Genomic DNA, 24,171 nt, shown 5'->3' with positions numbered 1-24,171 from the left:
TCTGGCCGAAAAGCACCCTCAACGGAACGAGACATGCAGCGTGGACGCCCGCCGCAGCTGATGCCGCCGCCGCTGACGCAGCCTGCTGGCGGGCGACACCGCGCGAATCCCGGGAATGTGCGGGCGGGCGACACCCGCGCTGGCGGGCGACACCCCGCGAATCCCGGGAATGTGCGGGCGGGCGACACCCCGCGAATCCCGGGAATGTGCGGGACGAGTCACAGGAATCCGGGAATCGCAGGATCGTCCGGCGGCGGAGAGCGCGCCCGATGGGCCGCGTGGCGGGCTGCCTTCGAATGGCGGCAAGGCGCTCCCGGGTCGCGACGGGATGCCTTCGCGTGCGTAGCGAGCCATCCGTCCCAAGTTCTGGACCAAGTTTGCACAGTCAAGATTGATTATGTAACCTTCGATGAGCCATCCAACGATGAACGGCCCAGGAAGGAAAGATCCAATGGCGGAGTTTCTCGACATGAAGGCGCTGCGCCGGTTCGCCGGCGGCGCCGGTGCACTCGCAGCGATCGTGGCGCTCAGCGCCTGCGCGGCGGACGCGACCGCATCCAACAGTTCGGCACGCGCCGACGTGATCGTCGACGAGCAGACGTGCGAACGCAACGAAGCCGTCGGCACCATCACCTACATCTCCGGCTACGGCTACTCCGCCAGCGCCGGGCAGATGGACGTCTTCCTCGCCGAGGAGCTCGGCTACTTCGACGCGCTCTGCCTCGATGTGGAGATCAACGCGTCCGGGGCGAACGGGCAGCAGCTCGTGGCATCCGGTCAGGCGCAGTTCACCGCCCTCGGCTCCGCATCCGACGTGATGCTCGCCGCGGCGAACAGCCACAACCTCACGGCGGTGGCGACCTACGGCAACACCTCGCCGTTCTCGATCTTCGCGAACGAGAACGTCGAGAGCCTGACGGACCTCGAGGGCAAGAAGCTCGGGTACTTCATCAACCTCACGCCCGTCGCCTCGGCGATGCTCGACGAGGCCGGAGTCGACGTCTCGAAGGTCGAGCTCGTGAAGATGACGAACTACGACCCGACCGTCGTCACCCGCGGCCAGGTCGACGCGATCGTCGGGTACGCCTCGAACCAGCCCGAGAAGCTGAAGTCGCTCGGCTTGCCGTTCAACGAGTTCCTCCCCGCCGACTACGAGGTCGGCGGCACCTACAACGTGATGGAGGTGAACTCCGCATTCCTCGCCGAGCACCGCGAGGTCGCCTCCGACTTCATGCGGGCGAGCCTCAAGGCGCTCGAGCACTGCCTCGCCAACGACGCGGAGTGCGTCGACCTGATCAGCGGTCTCGCCGAGCAGAACAACCAGGGTGCCGCGTTCCCGAAGGACCAGCAGGAGCGCACGTGGGCGGTCGAGTCCGGCTGGGTCCGCGACAGCGAGAGCGGCACGCCCGGCGTGCAGACCGCCGAGGCGTGGCAGTCCGAGTACGAGCTCGTGAAGCAGTACGGCGGCGTCGCCGACCTGCCGGCGCTCGAGGACATGATGGACACCGAACTCGTCGCCGAGCTCTACGACGGCGACACGCTCGTCTGGCCGGGCAAGTGATGCCCGGGCCGGCGGCGACCGTCGAGGCGCCGGTGCAGACCGGCGGCGTTCGGGTCGCGAACGTGTCCAAGTCGTTCGGCGCCGATGGCGAGCGCGTGAAGGTGCTCGACGATGTGAGCCTCACGATCGGCATGGGCGAGTTCGTCTCGGTCATCGGGCCGAGCGGATGCGGCAAGTCGACGCTGCTGAAGGTCGTCGCCGGGCTCGTCGACGCCGATGAGGGAAATGTGACCGTCGACGGCGAGACCGTGCGGTCCGCCGCGCGCGACAAGCTCATCGGACTCGTACCGCAATCGCCGGCGCTGCTGCCGTGGCGCACGGTGGTCGACAACGTGAGCCTCCCGATCAACGTGAACCGCAAGGCGAACGAGGGCCGCACGCTGCGGGATCCCCGGGAGCTGCTCTCCTCCTTCGGCCTCGGTGCGGCGCTCGACAAGTACCCCGGTCAGCTGTCGGGCGGCATGCAGCAGCGTGCGGCGATCGCGCGCGCATTCGCGTTCGACCCGAGCATCCTGCTCATGGACGAGCCGTTCTCCGCGCTCGACGAGATGAATCGCGACCAGCAGCGCCTGGGGCTCCTCGAGTTCTGGCAGTCGAACCGCAAGGCGGTGCTCTTCGTCACGCACTCGGTTCCCGAGGCGATCATGCTCTCCGACCGGATCATCGTGATGGCGGCGCATCCGGGCCGCATCGCCCAGGTGATCGACGTGAACCTCCCGCGACCGCGGACCGTGGAGGCCTACGCGACCGACGAGTTCCGCGACCTCGAGGGCGTCGTGCGATCGGCGCTCTACGACGTGATGGAGCAGGCCAGATGACTGAGATCAACACCATCGGCGCGACCGCGTCGATCACCGCTGTCGAGCTCGCGGAGGCCCGCGTCGCGCGCCGGGAGCAGCGGAAGCTGCCGAAGTGGGCGCACTGGCGCAACTGGCTGCCGACCGCGGTCACCTTCGCGGTCGCGGCCCTGCTCTGGCAGGTCATCGCCATCACCAACCCCTACGTGCTCCCCACGCTCGACGCGATCTGGACGAGTCTCGCCGGCGACCCGGCGATGTACTGGGCGAACTTCCTGGTCACCCTCCAGGAGGTCGTGATCGGCGCCGCCAGCGGCATCGTCGCCGGCTTCCTGCTCGCGGTCGTGATGGCGGAGTTCCGCCTGATGGAACGCGCGATGATGCCGCTCGTCGTGGTCGTGATGGTCACGCCGATCGTCGCGATCGCGCCCGCCCTCGTGGTCGCGTTCGGCTTCGGCATGCTGCCGAAGTACATCGTCACCGCGCTCGTCGTGTTCTTCCCGATGCTCGTGAACTCGCTCGCGGGCTTGCGAGACGTCGACGTCAGGGCGCTCGACGTGCTGCGCACCCTGCACGCGAGCAGGTGGGAGATCTTCCGTGACCTCCGGTTCCCGGGTTCCATGCCGTACGTGTTCGCCGGTCTTCGGATCGCGCTGCCGCTCGCCGTCGTCGGCGCCGCGGTTGCCGAGTTCGTCGCCGCGGGCCAGCAGGCGGGCCTCGGATCGCTCGTCACGACGTCGGCCGCACAGGCGAACCTCCCGGTGACATGGGCGAGCATCACGCTCCTCTGCGTGCTCGGCGTCATGCTCGTCGCCCTCCTCGCGGTCGTGCGCAAGCGCGTGCTCTGGTGGAGCGACGGCGACGTCGTGGCGCGGTGAGCATTCCGGGCAAGTGGCAGTGAACAGCTGAAAGGCAATAAGAAAATGAAGCAACTCCGGTTCGGGCTCTTCGAGAACGCCCAGGCAAACGATTCCGGCACCGCGACGTGGCGGCACCCCGAGAACACCCGGCATTTGTTCGACACCCTCGGGTACTGGCGCGACATCGCCCGCATCTGCGAGGAGGCGAAGTTCGACTTCCTCTTCCTCGCCGACGCGTGGGGCTGGGCGGACGTGAACGGCAGCCGGCCCGAGATCTGCTCGGTGGAGGGGCTCGACCTGCCCCGCCTCGACCCGGCGATCGTGGGGGCGGCGCTGGTGCCGCAGACCGAGCACCTCGGTCTCGTGATGACGGGCTCGATCCTCACCGAGCAGCCCTACGCCTTCGCCCGGCGCATGGCGAGCCTCGACCAGCTCTCCGGCGGCCGGATCGGCTGGAACGTCGTCACGACGGGCACCGCCGAGACCGCGGTCGCGGCCTTCGGCATCCCGATGGTCGCCCACGACGAGCGCTACCGCATGGCGGACGACTTCATGGACGTCGTCTACAAGCTGTGGGAAGGCGCCTGGGAGCCCGACGCGCTCCAGAAGGACAAGGCCGGCCACTTCGCCGACCCCGCCAAGGTGCACCGCATCGCCCACGAGGGCCCGTACTTCCGGTCCCACGGCTACGGCAACACCGCGTACTCACCGCAGGGTTCGCCGGTGCTCTTCCAGGCGGGCGCTTCACCGGCGGGTCGCAGCTTCGGCGGGCGCCACGGCGAGGCGATCTTCATCGGCGCGGGCACCGTCGAGCAGCTCGCCGACCACACGCGGGCGATCCGCGCCGAGGCACTGGCGGCAGGGCGCCGGCCCGACTCGGTCAAGGTGATGTCGGCGTTCGCCTGCGTCATCGGCAAGACGCGCGAGGACGCCGAGCGCAAGTACCAGCGCGTGCTCGACTCGCAGGATCCGGATGTCGCGGTGGCCTCGTACGCGTGGTTCACCGGGCTCGACCTCTCGTCGTACGCGCCCGACACGCCCATGACCGAGCTGCACACCGAGCTGTCGCAGACCCAGGTGGCGCGCTTCGCCGGGAAGACGGTCGGCGACGTGCTCAGGGACTGGCACGCGCACGGTGTCGGGGCGCGGCCGGTCGTCGGCACTCCGGAGGAGATCGCCGACCGGATGTGCGAGCTCGCCGAGGGCGCCGACCTCGACGGGTTCCTGCTCTCGCCCGTCATCCAGCCCGGCTCGACGCTCGACTTCGTCGAGCACGTGCTGCCCATCCTGCGGGAGCGCGGGGCGGCCGGAGATCACTACGACGCGCCGACGCTCCGCCAGCGGCTGCTGGGCTCCGAGAGCGCGACCCTGCCCGACGAGCACCCGGCAGCGGCCCATCGGGTCGCCGCCGAGGCTCGCGCGGCCTGATCGGAGCACAGCATGTCGGTCTGCGTGGTCGGCAGCGTCAACCTCGACGTGATGGTCCGCCTCGAGCGGCTGCCCGAGCCGGGGGAGACCCTGCTCGGGCAGCCGCTGGGGCGGTTCCCCGGCGGCAAGGGGTTCAATCAGGCGGTCGCCGCCCGGAGGGCCGGAGCGCCGACGCGGTTCTGCGGGGCAGTCGGCGCCGATCCCGACGGGGCGTGGCTTCGCGGCATCGCGCAGGCGGCGGGGATCGACGACCGCCACCTGCACGATGTGCCGGATGCTCCGACCGGGCTCGCCCAGGTGTTCGCGCTTCCGGGCGGCGGCAACAGCATCGTCGTGAGTCCAGGAGCGAACGGTTCGCTGGGTCCGGGGATCGCCGCGGCGGCGGTCGAGGGTGCGGCCGTGGCGCTCGTGCAACTGGAGATCTCCGTCGAGGCGGCCGGTGCGGCGCTGTCCGCCGGCCGCCGGTCGGGAGCGCTCACCATCCTGAACGCGGCGCCCGCGTCGTCGGCAGCCCTCGAGCTCCTCGGCGAGGTGGACGTCCTCGTGGTGAACGAGTCCGAGGAGCGCAGTCTCGGCGGTGTCGAGGGGCTCCTCGACTCGGGAGCCGGTGCGGTCGTCGTCACGCTCGGCGAGGCCGGCGCACGCCTGCACCGGCCCGGCGCGGCGGCGACCCGGATCCCGGCGTTCGCCGTGGACGCGGTCGACACGACCGGCGCCGGCGACGCGTTCTGCGGTGCGCTCGCCGCGGAGCTCGCGAAGGGTCTCGGACTGGAGACGGCCGTGCGGCGCGCATCGGCCGCGGGCGCCATCGTCGCGACCGCGGTCGGGGCGCAGACCGAGCGCCTCAGTGCCGCGGCGATCGATCGGCTCGTCACGGCGGCATGAGGGTGCCGGCGGCCGGAGCCCTACACCGGGGCGGCGGCCGCCGGCATCGCCTCGCCGGCGAAGGTGTACTCGCCGGCCCGGAGTCGTCCGACGAGTCCTCGCGCCCACGCCTGCTCACCCCGGAGTCGAGCCGTGGAGATCTCGAAGATCTCGCGCACGTACTTCGGGGTCGTGGCCGAGCGGGCGGTGTCTTCGATGTGGTAGCCGTTGGTGACGATGATCGCGTCGATCTTGTTGATGCGATGCTCGAGCCCGGCGATCACCTCCTGGCGGCTCAGGATGAACATGAACGATGCGATGACCATCACGGGTTTGGTGTCGAAGCTCTCGACGTTCCAGAGGGTGTCCCGCAGCATCCGGAGCAGCTCGATCTCGCCCTCGGGGGTCGTGCGGTAGGTGGTGCGAGCGGGCCGCTTGCCGTTCGTCTCGGTGCCGCCCTCCTCGACGTACCCGTCGTGCTCGAGGGAGCGGAGGGCGTTGTAGATCGAACCGGGCTGGATGTTGGCCCACTCGTCGACATGCCAGGTCATCAGCTCTCTCCGGAGGAAGTACCCGTGCACGGGCTGGAACTGGTGAACGGCGCCGAGCACGACGAGACGCGTGGTAGACGACATGCGCCCATCGTACGTCAAAGTCTGCCGCTCCGACTTGTTTTGCATGATCAAGTGTGCATACAATGAAGAGAGATAGTCAAAATTGACTACACGATCCACACGACAGGAGGGTCTCGGATGTCGGGCCAAGCCAATGTGAAAGAGATGTCACCTCAGGTGGCGCTGCGAAAGGCGTTCTCCGCGTTTCCCACCGGGGTCGTGGCGGTGTGCGCCCTCGTCGACGAGCGGCCCGTCGGCATGGCGGTCAATTCGTTCACCTCGATCTCGCTCGACCCGCCGCTCGTCGCGGTCAGCGTCGCACGCACCTCGAGCACGTGGCCGACGCTGGCGACGCGAGGCCGCCTCGGCATGAGCGTGCTCGGGTCGGAGCACGAGGTGCTGTGCCGCCGGCTCTCCGCTCGAGCGGTGGACCGCTTCGAGGATGCGCAGTGGCACGCCACCGACGACGGCGCCGTGCTCATCGACGACGCGGCCCTGTGGCTCGAGTGCGAGGTGCGGTCGACGTTCGACGGCGGCGACCACGAGATCGTGCTCATGGAGGTGCACGAGGCCGAGACGTTCCCGGATGTCACGCCGCTCGTGTTCCACCAGAGCCAGTTCCGAGAGCTGCATGCAGATCGATGAGCACGCACTCGCGGACTCCGCGATGGTGACGGCGGCCGCCCCCGGCGTCACCGGCGGCGTGCCGAGCTTCACGGGGCGCGTCGTCGGAGGTAACGGGCGGGGCCGGCTCCTGGGCTTTCCCACGGCGAACGTCGCGCCGCACGAGGAAGCGGGGCTTCCCCCCGATGGGGTCTACGCGTGCTGGGTCGCAATCCAGCCTTCCCGGGACGTGTTCGGCGCCACGATGAGCATCGGCAACAACCCGACGTTCGACGACGTCGCCGAGCGTCGCGTCGAGGTGTTCATCCACGACCTCGCGGCCGATCTCTACGGACGACGCGTCGTCGTGTGGGTCGCGCAGCTGCTGCGGCCGATGCGGCGCTTCTCGACGCTCGACGAACTGATCGATCACACCGCCGCCGACGTGCGGAGGTCGCGGGCGGCCCTTCAGCGGATGCCTCGGCCCGAGATCGAGTGACGTGCTCGCTTCGACGAGCTCAGCGAACGGGGGCCTTGTCGCGGCATCCGCTCGCTCGGCAGGATGGGTCGTGCGCGTCCGCCGGGGCGCGCGAGGGGAGCGTGACATGGACCGCGAGTCGTTCTGGACGGAGGACCCGAGCGAACTGCTGCGGGTCGGCGACGGGTTCCGGCTCGACGATGTGGATCCGCACGCGACGCCGGGGTTCGACGGCGACAAGGCCGACGGCAAGCGTGCGCTCGCCGTCGGCGCCGCGATCCTCGCCGAGCAGCAGGAGCTGCTCTACGCGAACAGCCGCGGCGGCGACGACGAGCGGCGTATCCTGCTCGTGCTGCAGGCGCTCGACACGGCGGGCAAGGGCGGCATCGTCAAGCACGTCATGGGCGCGGTCGACCCGCAGGGCGTCGCCCTCACCGCATTCAAGAAGCCGACCGACGAGGAGCTCGCGCACGACTTCCTCTGGCGCGTCGAGAAGGTGGTGCCCGATGCGGGCATGATCGGCGTGTTCGATCGCTCGCACTACGAGGACGTGCTCATCGGTCGTGTGCGCCAGCTCGCCCCGGCCGACGAGATCGAGCGCCGGTACGGCGCGATCAACGAGTTCGAGGCGCAGCTCGCGGCATCCGGCACGACGATCATCAAGGTCATGCTGCACATCTCGGCAGACGAGCAGAAGGAGCGGCTGCAAGAGCGCCTCGATCGCCCCGACAAGCACTGGAAGTTCAACCCCGGCGACATCGACGAGCGCCTGCTGCGCCCGAAGTACATGGAGGCGTTCCAGATCGCATTCGACCGCACCACGGCTCCGGATGCCCCGTGGTACGTCGTGCCCGCCGACCACAAGTGGTACGCGCGGCTGGTCGTGCAGCACCTGCTCATCCAGGCCCTCGAGGCGATGGACCTCGACTGGCCGCCCGCCGACTTCGACATCGCGGCCGAGAAGGCGCGGCTCGCGGCGAGCTGACGCTCCGCCGGCCGCCGGCCGCCGGCCGCCGGCCCCTGTCCCAAGTCGTTCTCTCTCTGGCGTATGCCAGTTCCCCCTCAGTGCCACGCTTCGGTGCACCGCGATGAGGCGGGCGCAGAGGCGACTGGCCCGCACATCCTCCCGCGAGTCGGGTGGCAACTCGTGCAGGCGACGTGCACGAGGCTCTCCGTGCTCCGATGAGGCGGAACTGGCATACGCCGAGGAGAAACTCTCGCGGCCCGCATGCGACGAGGCAGCGCTCCGCGAACCGCGCAGCTCGTCAGCCGCCGAACGCCTCCACGATCGGCCGGAACTTCATGACGGTCTCGGCGAGCTCGTCGGCGGGCACCGAGTCGTGCACGATGCCGCATCCGGCATATGCGGCCACCGTGCCGTCGCCGTCGACCTGCGCGCAGCGCAGCGCGATCGCCCACTCGCCGTCGCCGTCGCCGTCGATCCAGCCGACCGGCCCGGCATACCGACCCCGATCGAAGCCCTCGAGCTCGGCGAGCGTGCGCAGCGCGATGCGGCGCGGCGTGCCGGCGACCGCGGCGGTCGGATGCACCGCCTGCACCAGATCCAGCGAGCTCGAGCCGTCGCCGAGCGTGCCCTTCAGGTCGGTGGCGAGGTGCCAGAGGTTCGGCAGTTGCAGAGTGAACGGCTCGGGACTCGCGTCGAGCCGGGCGGTGTGCGGCGCGAGCCGCTTCACGGCGCTCGCGACCGCGAGGGCGTGTTCGGCCAGGTCCTTCGGCGACGCCGCGAGGTCGGCGGCGCGTTCGCGGTCGGATGCCTCGCCGGCACCACGTGCGGTCGTTCCGGCGAGCACGCGTGCCGAGACGGTGCCGTGGTCGACGCGCACGAGCGTCTCGGGGCTCGCGCCGATGAGTCCGTCGACGGCGTACACCCAGGTGTCGGGGTAGTCCTCGGCGAGACGGGTGATCGTCGCCCGAAGGCCGTCCTCCTCGTGCAGCTCGCCGACGAGCTGCCGGGCGAGCACCACCTTCGCGAGCTCGCCGGCGTCGATGCGGCGCACCGCCTCGGCGACGGCGGCCTCGTACTCCTCGGGCGGCACCGCCCCAGGAGCGAACGTCACCCGCGGGACGCGGCGCTTCGCCGCCGGCTCGGGGATCTCGAGGGTGAGGGCTGCGGATGCCGCGGCATCCGTCGCCTCGGAATCCCCGGTCGCGAGCGCGATGCGCGTGACCCACGCCCGCCCGTCGCGACGGCCGAGTACGAGCTCGGGCACCACGAGCACGCTCGTCGACGCGGATCCATCGGCGAACGCGAACGCGCCGAACGCGACGAGCCCGGTTCCGGGCAGGCCCACCCGGTCGTCGACGTCGGCGAGCGCGGCGAGCGACGTCCATGCCGCCGCGGCATCCGCGATCCGGCTCGGGCCGCTCGTCTCGATGCGCACCGCCTCGCCGAGGCCGACGATGCCCTCGCCGCGTCGCATCCAGAGCAGCGGATGCCGCGGGTCGGCCCGTGGGATGAGCGGCGCGAGCTCGTCGGTCGGTTCGGTGCGCACGACGAGCCGCGCGCCGCCGGCGCGAGTCGCGGCATCCGTGTGTTTCACCGCATCAGCCTACGTCGCGAGCCCCGCCTGCACCGTGACAGCGGCGGCCTACGCCGCGACGACCTCGACCCCGCGCCAGAACGCGACGTGGCCGGCGAGCTCGGAGGCGGCCTCCGACGGGGTCGGGGCGCAAAGCATTCCAATGCATGGAAGCGTCGGGCGAACCGCGTCGGCCAACCGGTGAGCGCCCCGCCGTAGACTCGAGGGATGACGCGCGCAGACCTCGGCAAGGACCCCGGCCAGGTGTCCGCGATGTTCGACCGGGTCGCCGCCCGGTACGACCGCACGAACACCGTGCTCTCCGTCGGGAATGCGCCGCTGTGGCGCGTCGCGACGACGCGCGCGGTCGACCCGCAGCCGGGGGAGCGCATCCTCGACGTCGCCGCCGGCACGGGCACGTCGAGTGCGAGTCTCGCGAAGTCCGGGGCATCCGTCGTCGCCGCCGATTTCTCACCGGGCATGATCGAGGTCGGCCGCAGGCGGCAGGCGGGGGTCGCGAACCTCGTCTTCGTCGAAGCGGATGCCTCGAAGCTGCCGTTCGGCGACGACGAGTTCGACGCCGTCACGATCTCGTTCGGCCTGCGCAACGTGAACGATCCGAGGCGTGCGCTCGCCGAGTTCTCGCGGGTGACGAAGCCCGGCGGGCGACTCGTCGTGTGCGAGTTCTCGCGCCCCCCGGTCGGGTTCGTGCGCGCCGGCTACCACGCGTACCAGCGCTACGTCATGCCCTCGCTCGTGAGGCTGTCGAGCTCGAACGACACCGCCTACGAGTACCTCAACGAGTCGATCAACGCGTGGCCCGACCAGCGCGAGCTCGCCACCTGGCTGCGCGAGGCCGGCTGGGTCGACGTCGAGTGGCGCAACCTCACCATGGGAGTCGTCGCCCTGCACCGCGGCCGCAAGCGGTAGAGCCGCGACCCGCGGCCTCGGAGTCCGGCCGGGCCGGTTGCGTGCTGCGATGACGAGCCGACGACCGATTCGGTGAGCACGCCCGCTGCTGCCCGCCCCCGGTAGGCTTGGGGGCGTGAATCCGAGCCACCCGGGCGCCCGTCGCGGCTCCGCGCTCGCCGCGAACCTCGGCCTGAGCGAACGCGTCTTCGCGTCATCCGCCGACCGGGCGATGGCGAAGGCGATCGACGCCGGCATCGAGCGGGTCGAGGCGGGCCTCCTGCGCGAGGTGAGCTTCGCCGACTCGATCGCGGATGTCTCGTCGCGCTACCTGCTCGAAGCGGGCGGCAAGCGCGTGCGCCCGATGCTGACGCTGCTCACCGCGCAGCTCGGCGCGGGCATCACCGACGACGTCGTGACGGCGGCCGAGGCGATCGAGATCACGCACCTCGGCTCGCTCTACCACGATGACGTGATGGACGACTCCGACCGCCGCCGCGGCGTGCCGAGCGCCCAGACCGTGTGGGGAAACTCCGTCGCGATCCTGACGGGCGACCTGCTGTTCGCACGGGCGAGCCAGCTCATGGCGAGCCTCGGCGAGCGCGCCATCCGCCTGCAGGCGAACACGTTCGAGCGGCTCGTGCTCGGCCAGCTGCACGAGACGGTGGGCCCCGCCGGCGGCGTCGACCCCGTCGCGCACTACATCCGCGTACTCGCAGACAAGACCGGCTCGCTCATCGCGGCCGCCGCGCAGTCGGGCGTCGTGTTCTCGGGCGCCGATCCCGTGTTCGAGGCGCCGGTCGTCGAGTTCGGCGAGAAGATCGGCGTGGCGTTCCAGCTCATCGACGACGTCATCGACCTGTCGCCGCAGCCCGAGGAGACCGGCAAGGTCCCCGGCACCGACCTGCGCGCCGGGGTGGTCACGCTGCCCCTGCTGCGTCTCGCCGAGATCGCGAAGGCGGATGCGGCATCCGCCGACCTGCTGCGGCGCATCGAGCGCGACGTGATCATCGTGACCGACCCCGCCGTCGCCGGCGACCCGTTCGACACGAACACCCTCGCGTCGCGCATCGTGCCGTCGCGCGAGACGGTGGATGCGATCGTCGCCGAACTGCGCGATCACGAGGCCACGCGCGCTACGCTCGCGGAGGCGCACCGCTGGGCGCGCGACGCCGTCGACGTGCTCGCCCCGTTGCCCGAGGGCGGCGTCAAGAAGGCGCTCACGCGGTTCGCCGAGACCATCGTCGAGCGACAGAGTTGATGGAGAGACCACGCACGTGACACGGAACAAGCTGCGACTCGCGATCGTCGGCGCCGGCCCCGCCGGCATCTACGCCGCCGACATCCTGCTGAAGGCCGAGCGGAACTTCGATGTCTCGATCGACCTGTTCGACCACCTGCCGGCGCCCTACGGGCTCGTGCGGTACGGCGTCGCCCCCGACCACCCGCGCATCAAGGGCATCATCACGGCGCTTCGCGAGGTGCTCGACCGCGGCGACATCCGGATCTTCGGAAACGTGCGCTTCGGCGAGCACATCACGCTCGAAGACCTGAAGAAGCACTACAACGCCGTGATCTTCGCGACGGGCGCCGTGCGCGACGCGTCGCTCAACATCCCCGGCGCCTCCCTCGAGGGTTCCTACGGCGCGGCCGAGTTCGTGAGCTGGTTCGACGGGCACCCCGACTACCCGCGCACTTGGCCGCTCGACGCTCGCGAGGTCGCCGTCATCGGCAACGGCAACGTCGCGCTCGACGTGTCGCGCATCCTCGCCAAGCACGTCGACGACCTCATGCCGACGGAGATCCCGGCGAACGTGGCATCCGGCCTCGCGGAATCGCCCGTGACCGACGTGCACATCTTCGGACGCCGCGGGCCGACCTCGGTGAAGTTCACGCCGCTCGAACTGCGTGAGCTCGGCGAGCTGCGCGACGTCGACATGATCCTCTACGACGAGGACTTCGACTACGACGACGCGGCCCGCGCGGCCGTCTCGGGCAACAAGCAGGTGTTCGTCATCGACAAGGTGCTGAACCAGTGGCGTCAGCGTGAGGTGGGCACGGCCTCGCGGCGCCTCCACCTGCACTTCTTCGCGAAGCCGCTCGAGCTCGTCGAAGACGGAAGCGGCCGGGTCGGCGCCATCCGCTGGGAGCGCACCATGCCCGACGGCGAGGGCGGCGTCGTCGGCACCGGCGAGATCCGCGAGCTGCCGGTGCAGGCGGTGTACCGAGCGGTGGGCTACTTCGGGTCGCCGCTTCCCGGCATCCCGTTCGACAAGAAGTTCGGCGTCATCCCGAACCACGAGGGGCAGGTGCTGATCCGAGACAAGGGGTCGGGCGAGGCGCGGCAGATGTACGGCGTCTACGCGACCGGCTGGATCAAGCGCGGCCCGGTGGGCCTCATCGGGCACACGAAGTCGGATGCGATGGAGACCATCAAGCACGTCATCAACGACCTCGGCAACTGGTGGCGGCCCGAGTCGCCCGACGAGGAGTCCGTGGTCGAGATGCTCGAGTCACGCGGCATCGAGTGGACCGACCTCACCGGATGGCACCGGCTCGACGAGCACGAGCAGGCGCTCGGGTCGGCGGAGGGCCGCAAGCGCATCAAGGTCGTGCCCCGCGACGAGATGGTGGGCATCTCGCGCGGCGAGGCGTAGCCCCGCCGCCCGCCACGCCGCACGCCATGACGCTCGCGACCGTGATCACCGCTGCGCTCGCGGCCGTCGTCGGCGCGGCCCTCGGCCGGTGGCCCCTCGCCGCCTTGACCCGGCGTTCGATGAACGGCGAGCGGATGCCGCAGCGCACCGTCCGCATCGCGGGCGCCACGATCACCGCCGTCACCTTCGGCGCACTCGCGTGGCGCTTCGGCCCATCGTGGATCCTCCCCGCGCTCCTCGTGTTCGCCGCGGCATCCACCGTTCTCACCCTCGTGGACCTCGCCGAGAAGCGCCTGCCGAACGCCGTCGTGTTCCCGAGCCTCGGCGCGGTGGCGCTGTGCCTCGTGCCTGCGACCTGGGCCGGCGACACGTGGTGGCCGTTGCTCTGGGCGGTGGTCGGCGGGTCGACGATGTTCGCCGTGTACGTCGTGCTCGCGCTGGTGTCGCCCTCGTCGATGGGCATGGGCGACGTGAAGCTCGCGCTCGTCATCGGCCTGCTGCTCGGCTGGTTCGGCCTGAACGCCTGGCTCATCGGCCTGCTCGCGGCGTTCATCGTCGGCGGGGTGATCGCGATCGGCGCGCTCGCGATGCGGCGGGTGACGCTGCGGGGTTCGATCCCGTTCGGGCCGTCGATGCTCGCCGGAGCGTTCGTCGCTGTGCTTCTGTCGGCCGGGTAGCGACTCGCGCGCGCTCGGCGTGGCGACCCACTCGATCGGTGGAGCACGAGGGTGAGTGAGCGTACTCGCACGAGTGGTGTCCTGACCGGGTCAGCGACGCACCCGCCCTGGCTCACGGCGGAACTCGCCGGCCGCGCGAGGGTCGCCACCGGGCTCATCGTGGACGCCAGCGCCGAGCGCGCCGCACCGCTGACGCGCTGTGCGCGCGGGGGTACGACCATTATGCGGCTGGACGACCGTTGCGTACCGTCGTATCAGCGCAGATGGGTCGTGCAGATGGGTCGTACAGGGGGCGACCTGTCCTCAACACGGCGGCGGGGCATTCCCTGTTCCGCACATGGCCCGGAATGCGTGGCCACAGACGAATGCCACGCGAACATCGATGGATGAATGTCGAGCTGCCGCGAAGGTCCCACGGGTTCATGCTCGCCCGCGACGCGACCGCGCTGGGCGTGCGCTCTGAACTCGAGTCGGGCGTCGCGACCGCGAGGCTCGAGCGCGTGCGGCGCGGCGTCTACGCCGATGTCGTTCGACCTGATCCGAAACTTCCCGCTGCACAGCGAGAGGCGATGGCGTATCTGCGAGATGTGCGCGCTGCTGGGCTCACCCTTCGCGCGCCCGTCTTCACCGCACACTCGGCGATCGCCCTGTACGAGCTGCCGATCGTCGGCGCCTGGCCAGCGCAGGTCTACGTCATGGCCCCCGGCCGCAGCGGGCACCGACGTCGTGGCGTTACCGCCCTCGCCCGCACTCGCGACATCGAGGTTCACCTCGTTGGTGGACTCGCGGTCACCTCGGTGGAGTACTCGCTGATCCAATTGAGCCGGCACGGCTCGCTCGCCGCTGCACTCACCGCGACGGATGCCGCGATACACGTGAGCCGTCGCTCCGATGATCCGCCACCGTTGACGACACTTGCGCAGCTGCGTGCGGAACACGAGCGTTTGCTGCCGTACCCGGGAAGTCGGCGAACCGACGCGGTACTGCGTCGCGCGACGCACCTTGCCGACACGCCGCTCGAGACGGCGAGCCGGTTGGTGATCGAAGAACTCGGTTTTCCGGCGCCCGAGCTCCAGCATCGATTGTGGTTGCCTGAACTCCGAAGGGTCGCCTTCCTCGACTTCCACTGGCCGGAGTTCGGCGTCGGGGCCGAAGCCGATGGGCGGGGCAAGTACCTCGGTGACGGCACGGTCGAGGCATCCGCTGATGTGGTCATCGATGAGAAGGCACGCGAAGATGCGATCAGGAGGCAAGTGCGGGCATTCACCCGTTGGGATTGGCCGGAGATGTGGGGACGCCGTGTTCTCGCGGCGAAGCTCAGGGCGGCGGGCCTGCCGGTGGTGAGACCCTCGCTCAAGCTCTTCTGACCCCTCCCCACCGGTACCCGGTACCCGGTACGCGGTACCCGGTACCCGGTACCCGGTACCCGGTACCCGGTACCCGGTACCCCGGTACGACCGTTGTGCGGCGCGACGACGGGAGCGAGAAGTCGTCACGCCTCACAAGGGTCGTACGAGCGGAGCGTGTCGGGGTGCCGGACGGGTCGGGCGCCGCCTCAGCGGAAGTTCACGAACTGCAACGCGACGTCGAGGTCCTTGCCCTTGAGCAGCGCCATCGTGGCCTGCAGATCGTCACGGCTCTTCGACGAGACGCGCAGCTCGTCCCCCTGGATCTGCGACTTCACCGACTTCGGCGCCTCGTCGCGGATGATCTTCGAGATCTTCTTCGCGTTCTCGCTGTCGATGCCGTTCTTCAGCCCGATCTCGAGACGGAACTCCTTGCCCGACGCGTACGGCTCGCCCTCGTCGAGCGAGCGCAGCGTGATGCCGCGCTTGATGAACTTCGACTCGACGACCTCGAGCACCGCCTTCACCCGCTCCTCGGTCTGCGCCTTGAGCAGGATCTTCTCGCCGCTCCACTCGACCGACGCACCCACGTTCTTGAAGTCGTAACGCTGCTCGACCTCCTTGCGGGCCTGGTTCACGGCGTTGTCGGCCTCCATCTTGTCGACCTTGCTCACGATGTCGAACGTTGCATCTGCCATGCGCGCCAGTCTACCGAGGGGTCGGATGCCGCGAAGGGGCGGATGCCGCGGTGCGGGTGGGTTCCGCGGGCGGGTCTCGAGACGCGTCGCCCGCGCCGGCGCTACTCGACCGGCGACACCGGCCGCGCCGTCGACGAGCGCACGCGCAACTCGTATGGCAACGGGGTCGCGGCCGGCCCCGCGGCATCCGCTTCGGGTTCGAGCTGCTCCATGAGGATCTCGACCGCCTTCTCGCCTTGGAGGCGCGGGAACTGCGCGACCGTCGAGAGGCCGAAGAATTCGGAGAGGTCGTGGTCGTCGATGCCGATGATCGAGACGTCGCGCGGCACGATGAGTCCGAGGTCGCGGGCCGCGAGGATCGAACCGATCGCCATCTCATCGGATGCCGCGAAGATCGCGGTCGGGCGGTCGCGCGGCACCCCGAGCAACTGCTTGGCGGCGTGGTAGCCGCCGCGGATCGTGAAGTCGGCCGGCGCGAACAACGCCGGATCGACGTCGATGCCGGCATCCCTCAGCGCTGCCTCGTAGCCGATGCGGCGGTTCGTCGGCAAGTGGAAATCGACGTCGAACTCGAAGCTGCCGCCGATGTGCGCGATGCGCGAGTGGCCGAGGCCGATGAGGTGCTCGGTCGCGAGACGGGCGACCGCGACGTCGTCGATCGTGAGCGTGCGCACCTCGGGGATCGGACCGCCGACGCCGACGAGCGGCTTGCCCAGTTCGTGCAGGCGAGCCACCTCGTGCTCGGTGAGCTCGAGCGAGACGGCGATCACCGCGTCGACGCGTTGGCGCAGCAGGAAGTGCTCGAACACGCTGGAGCGTTCCTGCCCGTCGCCCGACAGGTTGTAGAGCGTGAGGTCGTAGCCGTGGCGGAGCAGTGCCCGCTGCGCACCCTCGAGCACCGAGGAGAAGAACCAGCGGTTGAGGAACGGGATGACGACGCCGATGTTGCGCGTGCGTCCGGATGCGAGGCTCGAGGCGTTCGACGAGACCACGTAGCCGAGCTGCGCCGCCGCCTCGATGACCTTCGCCTTCGAGGTTGGTGAGACATGTCCGCGCCCGCTGAGCGCGCGCGACACCGTCGCGGTCGAGACCCCCGCGAGCTTCGCCACCTCTTCGATGCCGGCCATGGCCCCTCATTCCCGGCCTCGCCGAGTCGTTCCCCGGCCTCGCCGAGTCAGGAGGAATCCTATCGCCCGGCATGCCTGCCTGCCCCAGCGGAGCGCGCGCACCGGTCGCGCGGCCCCCCGCGTGGCGCGTTGCCGCGGTCACGCCGTTGCGGTACAAAAGCGGGAGTCTGGGCGTGGTCACTGGGGGGATGCTGCGCGTTGTCGCCGTCTCGAAGGGAAAGCACGCGTGAAGTGGCTCAAGCCGATCGTCATCGGGCTCGTCGGGGTCTTCGCCCTGTTCTACATGGTCAGTCGTCCCGAGGATGCCGCCAACGCCGTGCAAGGCGCGATGGCCGCCGTCTTCTCGGGCGCCGAGGCGGTGGGCAGGTTCTTCACCTCCCTCGCCACGTGACGCCATGAGCCTGTTCGACTTCGACCCCCGAGTCGAGCGGCACCTCATCGCCGACGAGGGCGAGGTCATCGTCGACGAGGTGCGCAAGCACTGGGCGGCGATCGTGGGTCCCGTGCTCGAGATGATCGCCGCCATCCCGGTGCTGCTGCTGCTCCTCTGGGTGCCCTCACAGGCGTTCTGGGTTCCCTTGCTGCTCGCCGCCGGCCTCGCCGCGCACGGACTCTGGCGGATCCTCCAGGCGCGCATGGACCGCTTCGTGATCACCAACATGCGGGTGTTCCGGGTGCACGGGATCCTCTCGCAGAGCATCGCCACCATGCCGATCGCACGAATCCTCGACATCTCGGTGCACAAGCCGCTCGTCGGCCGCATCGCCGGGTACGGGCATTTCGTGTTCGAGTCGGCCGCCCAGGAGCAGGGGCTCCGCGAGATCAGGTTCGTGGGCGCCCCCGACGAGCGCGGCATCACGATCCAGCGGGTCATCCAGCGGTCGGGCCTGCGGGGGCCGGCGCGTCCGGTGACTCCGGCGACCCGCACCGCGGAGGTCGACCCGGTGGGTCGCGACCACGCCGAGACCGCCGAGATGCCCTGGTGGCGGGCGTCGGGCTGAGTCGGCGGCACACCGCGATGGCGGCGCAGCAGCGGGCGACGGATGCCGCGGCATCCGCTCGTCGTCGCTGATTTCTCGACACGCCGCTCGCCGGGTATTCTTTACAGGCCCCCGGTTGTGTGCAGAACTCGGTCGGGTGCGACTGGCGAGTTACCCAAGCGGCCAAAGGGATCTGACTGTAAATCAGCTGTCTACGACTTCGGGGGTTCGAATCCCTCACTCGCCACCGATCGACCGGCCAGACTAGAGCGCGATGCCCACTCCGCGCCCGCTGTCGCTGACCCCAGGCCTGCTCGCCGTGCTCGGCGTTCTGGCCGCCGTCGGTCCGATCGCGGTCGACATGTACCTGGCGTCGTTCACCGACATCGCCGACGAGCTCGGCGCGGATGCCGCATCCGTGCAGCTCACCCTCACGGCGTTCCTGATCGGGATGTCCGCCGGCCAGTTGCTGCTCGGGCCGCTCTCGGATCGCTGGGGACGCCGGCCGGTGCTGCTGGCCGCGCTCGTGGTGTTCGCGGCATCCGGCACGGCGATGGCCTTCGCGCCGACGATCGGCGTGTTCATCGCCCTGCGGCTCGTGCAGGGGCTCTCGGGCGCGGCGGGCGTGGTGCTGGCCCGGGCCATCGCCGTCGACCTCAGCACCGGCGCCACCGCCGTGCGCGCATTGAGCCTGATCGCGACGGTCGTCGGTGTCGGACCGCTGATCGCACCACCCATCGGAGGGTTCGTCAGCTCGGCGTGGGGGTGGCGTGCCGTGCTGGGTGTGATCGCCGTCGCATCGGTCGTGATGCTCCTGCTCGCGTGGCTGCGCGTCCCCGAGTCGCTGCCACCCGAGAAGCGCCACACCGGGGGGCTGGGCGCCACCGTGCGGCGGTTCGGCACCCTGCTGCGCGATCCGGGCTTGGCGCTCTACACGCTCGCCTTCGGTCTCGGATTCGCCGCGATGATGTCGTACATCTCGGCATCGCCGTTCGTCGGGCAGGCCGTCTTGGGCATGAGTCCGATCGGCTACTCGTTCGGATTCGCCGCGGGCGCCGCGGCGCTGATCCTGGCGAACCTGCTCAACGCACGGGTGGCGGAGCGGGTCGGGCCGCGGCGGATGCTGCTCGTGGGCGTGACGCTGCTGGTGCTCGCGGCATCCGCCCTGATCGTGCTCTCGACCACCGGCACGCTCACGCCCGCCGCCTTCATCGCCTGCGCGTTCGTCACGACCGGCGGCACGGGCCTCACCATGTCGAACGCGAGCGCGCTCGCGCTCGCCCGCACCACGCCGAGTTCGCGCGGTGCCGGGTCGGCGTTGCTGGGCGCATCCCAGTTCCTGCTGGGCGGCCTCGCGTCGCCGGTGGTCGGGCTCTGGGGCGAGCACACCGCCGTGCCGATGGCCTCGGTGATGCTGCTGACCGCGGTCGCGGCGGCGAGCTGCGCGGTCGCGGCGCGATCGCGGACGTGCGCGTAGCGTGAGGGGCATGACCCAGCACGACCCATCCGTGGCATCCGCTGCCGTTCCCCTGCTCGACCTCGCGCGTGACATCGCCGTGCGGGCGGCGGAGTTCGCGCTCGACGCGCGCCGCGCCGGCGTGCGGGTGGCCGCGACGAAGTCGACGCCGACCGACATCGTGACCGCCGTCGACCGCGACACCGAGACGCTGATCCGGTCGCTCATCCTCGAGGCCCGGCCCGACGACGGCATCGTCGGGGAGGAGGACGCGACGCACATCGGTGCGAGCGGGATCGACTGGGTCGTCGACCCGATCGACGGCACGGTGAACTTCCTCTACGGCGTGCCGGCCTGGGGCGTGAGCATCGCCGTGGTCGAGGGAGCGGGAGGGGGCGCGGGCTTCGGCGCCGCCGGTGGCGGCGTGGCCGGTGCCGGTGCCGGTGCCGGTGTCACCGTCGGCGGCACCACGCTCGCCGGCGTCGTGGTGAACCCCGTGACGGGCGAGCTGTTCGAGGCGTCCGCGGGCGGCGGTGCGCGGCTCGCCGGACGCGAGCTGACCGTGAACGTCGATGTGCCGCTCGGGTCGGCGCTCGTCGGAACGGGCTTCGCGTATGCGGCAGAACGGCGCCGCGAACAGGCGGGCGTACTGCTCGAACTGCTGCCGCACATCCGCGACATCCGCCGGATCGGATCCGCCGCGCTCGACCTCTGCGCGCTCGCCGCCGGACGCCTCGACGCGTTCTACGAGCGCGGCCTGAACGTCTGGGACCACGCCGCCGGCGCGCTCATCGCACGCGAGGCCGGCGCCCGGGTCGGCGGGCTTGCGGGAGGGCGGGAGAACGCCGAACTGCTCGTGGCGGCGGCGCCCGGACTGTACGAGGAGCTCACAGCGGCGCTGCGTGCCGCGGGGATGGATGCGTGAACGGTCGTGCGAGCGGGTCGCGTGTCGCGTTCACGGCGACATCCGCGTGCTGATGCGGATGTCGCGGGCCGCCGGCCGGGGCGTCGACGGAACAGGCCGTGTCATGTGGCGAACACCGACGGGAACGGCTAGTCTTTACCAATCCGTTATCTCGACCTCGAGCCAATTCGACTCGAGGTCGGATGTTCACCTCCCGTCCACTGCCCGCCCAACACGCCGAAAGTCCCCCCTACGTGCTCGAGTCCCCCCTCGTGCCCGACGGTTCTGCGCCAGGCACCCAGGTCCCCGTGCGGCCTGAGCGACCCCTGACGCGACGCGAGATGCGGGCTCGAGAGGCCGCCGAGGCGCTCCGGACCGAGGCCGCCCGGGAGCCTCAGGCGGCGGAGCCGGCCGCGGTGACGCAGGCGACGGCGCCGGCGTCCGTCGTGACGTCCCAGTCGGCGCCGAAGCGCCCCGCGTTCGACGCCCTCTTCGGACTCCCGGATGCCGCGTCGCATCCGATTCCCGAGGCGCCCGCGTCGCTGGCGCTGATTCCGGCGCCGGCGCTGATTCCGGCAGCGGCGCCGGTTCACGCAGCGGCGCCGGGTCTGACGCCGGCTCAGGCGCCGACTCCGGGGCCGACGCCGGCGCCGACTCCGACGCCGGCTCAGGGGCCGACGCCGGCTCTTCGCCGCCGGACGACCGACGCGCCCGCACCGACCCCGTTCCCGCTCTCCGAGGCCGAGCAGACCGACCGCTCCGTCGGCCGCAGCTCGGCCGCCGCTGTTTTCCCCGGTGAGGCCCGTGACTTCCCCCGTGAGGCACGTGTCTACTCCGGTGAGGCGCGCGGCGACGCCTTCCCCGGCGGTGCACGCGATGCCGAGCGCTCGGGGTTCGACGCGCTGTTCGCGGGCCTTGACGACAAGGCCGGCGGCGGCGTCGAAGAGCCCGCCGGTCGTGCACGTCGTGCCGACCGCGACGGCCGGGCGAGCCGCGCCGACCGCACATCGACTCGGCCGGCGAAGGGCGCGACGCCGAAGGGCAAGCCGGCGAGGGGCGCGAAGGCAGGGCCGCCGACCCGCCCAGCCGTGCGCACGAGCGCGCGCCCCGCGGCATCCGCCCCCACTCCCGCTCCGACCCCCACGGGCACGCCCGGCCGCGGCCGCCGAGCTCGCGGCACCGCACGTGCCGCGAGCGTGGTCGCCATGAGCTTCGTCGCGCTGCTCGCCGTGGCTACGACCATCCCGTCGCTGTCGCTGCTGACGGCCGCCGACGTGCAGGCGCTCGCGCTCGCCGACACCGACCGTCCCCTGCTCGACGGGCAGCACATGGAGCTGAACGGCGACATCGTCGCGCGGAGCGTGCAGCGCGAAGGCTACGAGGCGCAGACGATCGAGGAGTACGCGCGGGCCGCCGGCATCCGCCCTGAAGCCACCTTCACGAACAACCCCGCGGGCTCGATCCAGTGGCCCTTCGCGGTCGGCGTGCACATCGGCGACCGCTTCGGGTACCGCGACTGCGCCGGATGCTCGAGCAACCACGGCGGCCAGGACTTCAACCCGGGACTCGGCGCGGAGATCCAGTCGATCGCCGACGGCACCGTCGCCACTGCCACCGACTCGGGCGGCTCGCTCGGCGTGGTCGTCATGGTCGACCACGTGATCGACGGCGAGACCGTCACGAGCGTGTACGCGCACATGGAGTACGACTCGCGGCGCGTCGAGGTCGGCGACGTCGTGCAGGCGGGCGACGTGCTCGGCACGACCGGCAGCACCGGCATGTCGACCGGCCCGCACCTGCACTTCGAGATCCGCCTCGGCGGAGTGAACGGCACCAAGGTCGACCCGCTCGAGTGGCTCTACGCCAACACGAACTGAGCGGATGCCGCGGCGCGGCCGCTCGCCGCGGCGGAACCGCCGCTCGCCAGCGCCCGCACGATCACGCAGCCATGACCCGACGTTTCGCAGGACCAGAGCGCACATACACCTCTTGTAGGCCTGTGATGTCTCGGGACATCGGTGACGGTTCTGTGTCAGGAGATCGGTAACACTTGGTGTGTCAGGACATCGGTGACGGTTCGGGGTTCGCGGGGTTCTTGGGACGGCCGGGGGGTCGTCCGTTGCTGACGTACCGGGTGTCGTTGTCGGGCCAGGGGTGCTCGATCAGAAGGGTGCCTTGGGCGTCGAAGAACATGATCGTTTCGGGGTCCCAGATCGTGCGGACTTCCTCGCCGATCCGCTCGCGGCCGATCTGGAATCGCACGCCTCGGATGCCGACCCCGCCGTCGCGGCGCACGGTGAGGACGCTCTCACCGGCCGGGGCGGCCGTGTCGACTCTGACCCGACGAAGTGTCACCACCAAGACCCCCGGAACTGTCACCGATGTCCTGACACAGAACTGTCACCGATGTCCTGCGAGATAACACACCTCTTGTAGGCCGTGCGTCGGCTGTCGTCCTGCGAACGAGCGGTGATGCGAGGCGCCGAGCAAGTCCGACACTGGTGAAGGCACGGGCGCGTCAGACGAGATGACGACGGCGGATGCCGCGTACGCACGTTTTCCACAGGGCATCGGTTCGACGGCCATGGCGCCGGCACATCGAGCAGACTCGTCCCGTGCCGCACACCCCTGACGCTGTCGCCCGATACATTCGCGCGAACACGGGAGCGCTCTCGTATCGCGACCTCGATGAGGCAGGCGTGGAGCGTTCAGCGGTCGCGGCTGCACTCGCGACCGGACGCGTCACCCGGATCCGGCGTGGCTGGTTCGGCGTGCCCGACGCCCCGCACGACGTCGTTCGGGCGGTTCGCGTGGGAGGCGTGGTCACCGCGGCATCCGCTGCTCGGCTCGACGGCCTCTGGCTGCACGACGATCCGGTGCTGCACGTGCGCGTTCCGCGCACTTCGGCGCGCCTGCGGTCGCCGGATGCCGCGCACGTTCGCCTCGATCGCGAAGCCCACCAGGTGTGCGTGCACTACCGAAGCGATCCGCCCGTCGAACGCGCGCGCGACCCGCTTCCCATCGCCCTTGCCGAGATGTTGTCATGCGCCGACGCAGCGCATGCGATCACGACCATCGACTCGGCGCTCGCGCACGGGCCGCTCGATGAGAAGGGGCTGCGCCGCGTTCGCTCACTGACACTGCCGTCGCGGCATCCCGTGCTCGATCAGGTGAGCGCCGGTTCGGAGTCGGGCATCGAGACGAAGGTGCGGCTACTGCTCCGTTCGCGACGGATCCGGCATCGCACGCAGGTGCACATTCCACGGGTGGGATATGTCGACCTCCTCGTCGGCGATCGGCTCGTCATCGAGGTCGACGGGAAGGGGTTCCATACCGGGCCCGAGTTCGAGGAGGACCGGCGGCGCGACTTCGAGCTGGTCATGCAGGGCTACCTCGTGCTGCGCCTCAGCTATCACTTGGTGACGAATGAGTGGGCGGTGGTGAGTGAGGGATTACGCGCCCTCGTCGACCGAGGAGCACACCGCTGGGGAGCACGTACAGAGCCGGCCGAACCACTCGCGACCGCGCTCAAGAAGCGTTCTGCAGGATGAGAGCATCCTTGTGCCGCTGGGAGCGCGTGTTATCTCGCAGGACATCGGTGACAGTTCTGTGTCAGGACATCGGTGACAGTTCCGGGGGTCTTGGTGGTGACACTTCGTCGGGTCAGATCGG

24 protein-coding genes and 1 tRNA gene are annotated in these 24,171 nt (G+C 70.3%); 20 read left to right on the top strand and 5 right to left on the bottom strand.

Annotation, left to right across the window (positions count from 1 at the left end; translation table 11 throughout):
• Window positions 1-451 precede the first annotated feature (451 nt).
• The 5 genes from ACFWN7_RS12365 to ACFWN7_RS12345 are packed head-to-tail and all read left to right on the top strand — an operon-like array spanning window position 452 to window position 5,531.
• A complete protein-coding gene (locus ACFWN7_RS12365) occupies window positions 452-1,561 on the top strand; it encodes an ABC transporter substrate-binding protein (protein ID WP_376939112.1) in 1,110 nt (369 codons plus the stop codon).
• On the top strand, window positions 1,561-2,379 hold the full coding sequence (locus tag ACFWN7_RS12360; RefSeq protein ID WP_376939111.1) for an ABC transporter ATP-binding protein: 819 nt from the start codon (window positions 1,561-1,563) through the stop codon (window positions 2,377-2,379). Before ACFWN7_RS12365 ends, ACFWN7_RS12360 begins: the two co-directional genes overlap by 1 nt.
• Window positions 2,376-3,236, top strand: a complete 861-nt coding sequence (locus tag ACFWN7_RS12355; RefSeq protein ID WP_376939110.1) for an ABC transporter permease — start codon at window positions 2,376-2,378, stop codon at window positions 3,234-3,236. Before ACFWN7_RS12360 ends, ACFWN7_RS12355 begins: the two co-directional genes overlap by 4 nt.
• 45 nt (window positions 3,237-3,281) lie before the next feature.
• Window positions 3,282-4,646: an NtaA/DmoA family FMN-dependent monooxygenase gene (locus ACFWN7_RS12350; RefSeq protein ID WP_376939109.1), complete on the top strand. Its 1,365-nt coding sequence runs from the start codon at window positions 3,282-3,284 to the stop codon at window positions 4,644-4,646.
• A gap of 12 nt (window positions 4,647-4,658) precedes the next feature.
• Entirely contained in the window at window positions 4,659-5,531 is an 873-nt protein-coding gene (locus ACFWN7_RS12345) for a ribokinase (RefSeq protein WP_376939108.1), read from the top strand.
• Between the two features lie 20 nt (window positions 5,532-5,551).
• Here ACFWN7_RS12345 and ACFWN7_RS12340 read toward each other — a convergent pair whose 3' ends face one another.
• Complete coding sequence (locus tag ACFWN7_RS12340; RefSeq protein WP_376939107.1) at window positions 5,552-6,145, bottom strand: PadR family transcriptional regulator; 594 nt, start codon at window positions 6,143-6,145, stop codon at window positions 5,552-5,554.
• A 144-nt stretch (window positions 6,146-6,289) separates the two neighbouring features.
• On the opposite strand from ACFWN7_RS12340, the gene ACFWN7_RS12335 reads away from it, so the two are divergent.
• The 3 genes from ACFWN7_RS12335 to ACFWN7_RS12325 all read left to right on the top strand — a co-directional run bounded on the left by ACFWN7_RS12335 (window position 6,290) and on the right by ACFWN7_RS12325 (window position 8,190).
• Window positions 6,290-6,769 (top strand): flavin reductase family protein, encoded by a 480-nt coding sequence (locus tag ACFWN7_RS12335; protein ID WP_376939106.1) that lies wholly within the window; start codon window positions 6,290-6,292, stop codon window positions 6,767-6,769.
• Window positions 6,756-7,226 (top strand): riboflavin kinase, encoded by a 471-nt coding sequence (locus tag ACFWN7_RS12330; RefSeq protein WP_376939105.1) that lies wholly within the window; start codon window positions 6,756-6,758, stop codon window positions 7,224-7,226. The genes ACFWN7_RS12335 and ACFWN7_RS12330 overlap by 14 nt, the downstream gene beginning before the upstream one ends.
• Before the next feature lie 106 nt (window positions 7,227-7,332).
• Window positions 7,333-8,190, top strand: a complete 858-nt coding sequence (locus ACFWN7_RS12325; protein ID WP_376939104.1) for a polyphosphate kinase 2 family protein — start codon at window positions 7,333-7,335, stop codon at window positions 8,188-8,190.
• A 280-nt stretch (window positions 8,191-8,470) separates the two neighbouring features.
• Here the strand turns inward: ACFWN7_RS12325 and ACFWN7_RS12320 are convergent, their stop codons facing one another.
• Window positions 8,471-9,766 carry an isochorismate synthase MenF gene (locus ACFWN7_RS12320; protein ID WP_376939103.1) on the bottom strand — a complete coding sequence of 432 codons (1,296 nt, stop codon included), beginning with the start codon at window positions 9,764-9,766 and terminating at the stop codon, window positions 8,471-8,473.
• Between the two features lie 207 nt (window positions 9,767-9,973).
• On the opposite strand from ACFWN7_RS12320, the gene ACFWN7_RS12315 reads away from it, so the two are divergent.
• The 5 genes from ACFWN7_RS12315 to ACFWN7_RS12295 all read left to right on the top strand — a co-directional run bounded on the left by ACFWN7_RS12315 (window position 9,974) and on the right by ACFWN7_RS12295 (window position 15,355).
• Window positions 9,974-10,675, top strand: a complete 702-nt coding sequence (locus ACFWN7_RS12315) for a demethylmenaquinone methyltransferase (protein WP_376939102.1) — start codon at window positions 9,974-9,976, stop codon at window positions 10,673-10,675.
• A 115-nt stretch (window positions 10,676-10,790) separates the two neighbouring features.
• Window positions 10,791-11,915: a polyprenyl synthetase family protein gene (locus ACFWN7_RS12310; RefSeq protein ID WP_376939101.1), complete on the top strand. Its 1,125-nt coding sequence runs from the start codon at window positions 10,791-10,793 to the stop codon at window positions 11,913-11,915.
• 16 nt (window positions 11,916-11,931) lie between these two features.
• Entirely contained in the window at window positions 11,932-13,311 is a 1,380-nt protein-coding gene (locus ACFWN7_RS12305) for an FAD-dependent oxidoreductase (RefSeq protein WP_376939100.1), read from the top strand.
• A 26-nt stretch (window positions 13,312-13,337) separates the two neighbouring features.
• Window positions 13,338-13,988, top strand: coding sequence for a prepilin peptidase (locus ACFWN7_RS12300; RefSeq protein ID WP_376939099.1), 651 nt, complete (start codon window positions 13,338-13,340; stop codon window positions 13,986-13,988).
• 386 nt (window positions 13,989-14,374) lie between these two features.
• The gene (locus tag ACFWN7_RS12295) at window positions 14,375-15,355 is read left to right on the top strand and encodes a hypothetical protein (RefSeq protein WP_376939098.1); all 981 of its coding nucleotides are present in this window, start codon (window positions 14,375-14,377) and stop codon (window positions 15,353-15,355) included.
• Between the two features lie 188 nt (window positions 15,356-15,543).
• On the opposite strand, the gene ACFWN7_RS12290 is transcribed toward ACFWN7_RS12295, so the two are convergent.
• The gene (locus ACFWN7_RS12290; RefSeq protein WP_376939097.1) at window positions 15,544-16,032 is read right to left on the bottom strand and encodes a YajQ family cyclic di-GMP-binding protein; all 489 of its coding nucleotides are present in this window, start codon (window positions 16,030-16,032) and stop codon (window positions 15,544-15,546) included.
• Window positions 16,033-16,133: 101 nt separating this feature from the next.
• Entirely contained in the window at window positions 16,134-17,159 is a 1,026-nt protein-coding gene (locus ACFWN7_RS12285; protein ID WP_376939096.1) for a LacI family DNA-binding transcriptional regulator, read from the bottom strand.
• Between the two features lie 226 nt (window positions 17,160-17,385).
• On the opposite strand from ACFWN7_RS12285, the gene ACFWN7_RS12280 reads away from it, so the two are divergent.
• The 6 genes from ACFWN7_RS12280 to ACFWN7_RS12255 all read left to right on the top strand — a co-directional run bounded on the left by ACFWN7_RS12280 (window position 17,386) and on the right by ACFWN7_RS12255 (window position 22,376).
• Complete coding sequence (locus ACFWN7_RS12280; protein ID WP_376939095.1) at window positions 17,386-17,550, top strand: hypothetical protein; 165 nt, start codon at window positions 17,386-17,388, stop codon at window positions 17,548-17,550.
• Between the two features lie 4 nt (window positions 17,551-17,554).
• On the top strand, window positions 17,555-18,160 hold the full coding sequence (locus ACFWN7_RS12275) for a PH domain-containing protein (protein WP_376939094.1): 606 nt from the start codon (window positions 17,555-17,557) through the stop codon (window positions 18,158-18,160).
• A gap of 144 nt (window positions 18,161-18,304) precedes the next feature.
• Window positions 18,305-18,386, top strand: a tRNA-Tyr gene (locus tag ACFWN7_RS12270).
• A gap of 27 nt (window positions 18,387-18,413) precedes the next feature.
• The gene (locus ACFWN7_RS12265) at window positions 18,414-19,616 is read left to right on the top strand and encodes a multidrug effflux MFS transporter (protein WP_376939093.1); all 1,203 of its coding nucleotides are present in this window, start codon (window positions 18,414-18,416) and stop codon (window positions 19,614-19,616) included.
• A 10-nt stretch (window positions 19,617-19,626) separates the two neighbouring features.
• Complete coding sequence (locus tag ACFWN7_RS12260) at window positions 19,627-20,520, top strand: inositol monophosphatase family protein (RefSeq protein ID WP_376939092.1); 894 nt, start codon at window positions 19,627-19,629, stop codon at window positions 20,518-20,520.
• Between the two features lie 320 nt (window positions 20,521-20,840).
• Window positions 20,841-22,376, top strand: a complete 1,536-nt coding sequence (locus tag ACFWN7_RS12255) for a peptidoglycan DD-metalloendopeptidase family protein (protein ID WP_376939091.1) — start codon at window positions 20,841-20,843, stop codon at window positions 22,374-22,376.
• A gap of 181 nt (window positions 22,377-22,557) precedes the next feature.
• On the opposite strand, the gene ACFWN7_RS12250 is transcribed toward ACFWN7_RS12255, so the two are convergent.
• Entirely contained in the window at window positions 22,558-22,854 is a 297-nt protein-coding gene (locus ACFWN7_RS12250; protein WP_376939090.1) for a hypothetical protein, read from the bottom strand.
• 260 nt (window positions 22,855-23,114) lie between these two features.
• Between ACFWN7_RS12250 and ACFWN7_RS12245 the strand changes: the two genes are divergently transcribed.
• Window positions 23,115-24,050, top strand: a complete 936-nt coding sequence (locus ACFWN7_RS12245; protein WP_376939089.1) for a DUF559 domain-containing protein — start codon at window positions 23,115-23,117, stop codon at window positions 24,048-24,050.
• Window positions 24,051-24,171: the final 121 nt, after the last annotated feature.

The organism is Agromyces sp. NPDC058484 (assembly GCF_042720415.1).
GTDB lineage: Bacteria > Actinomycetota > Actinomycetes > Actinomycetales > Microbacteriaceae > Agromyces.
This window is presented reverse-complemented; position numbering and strand designations above follow the sequence as displayed.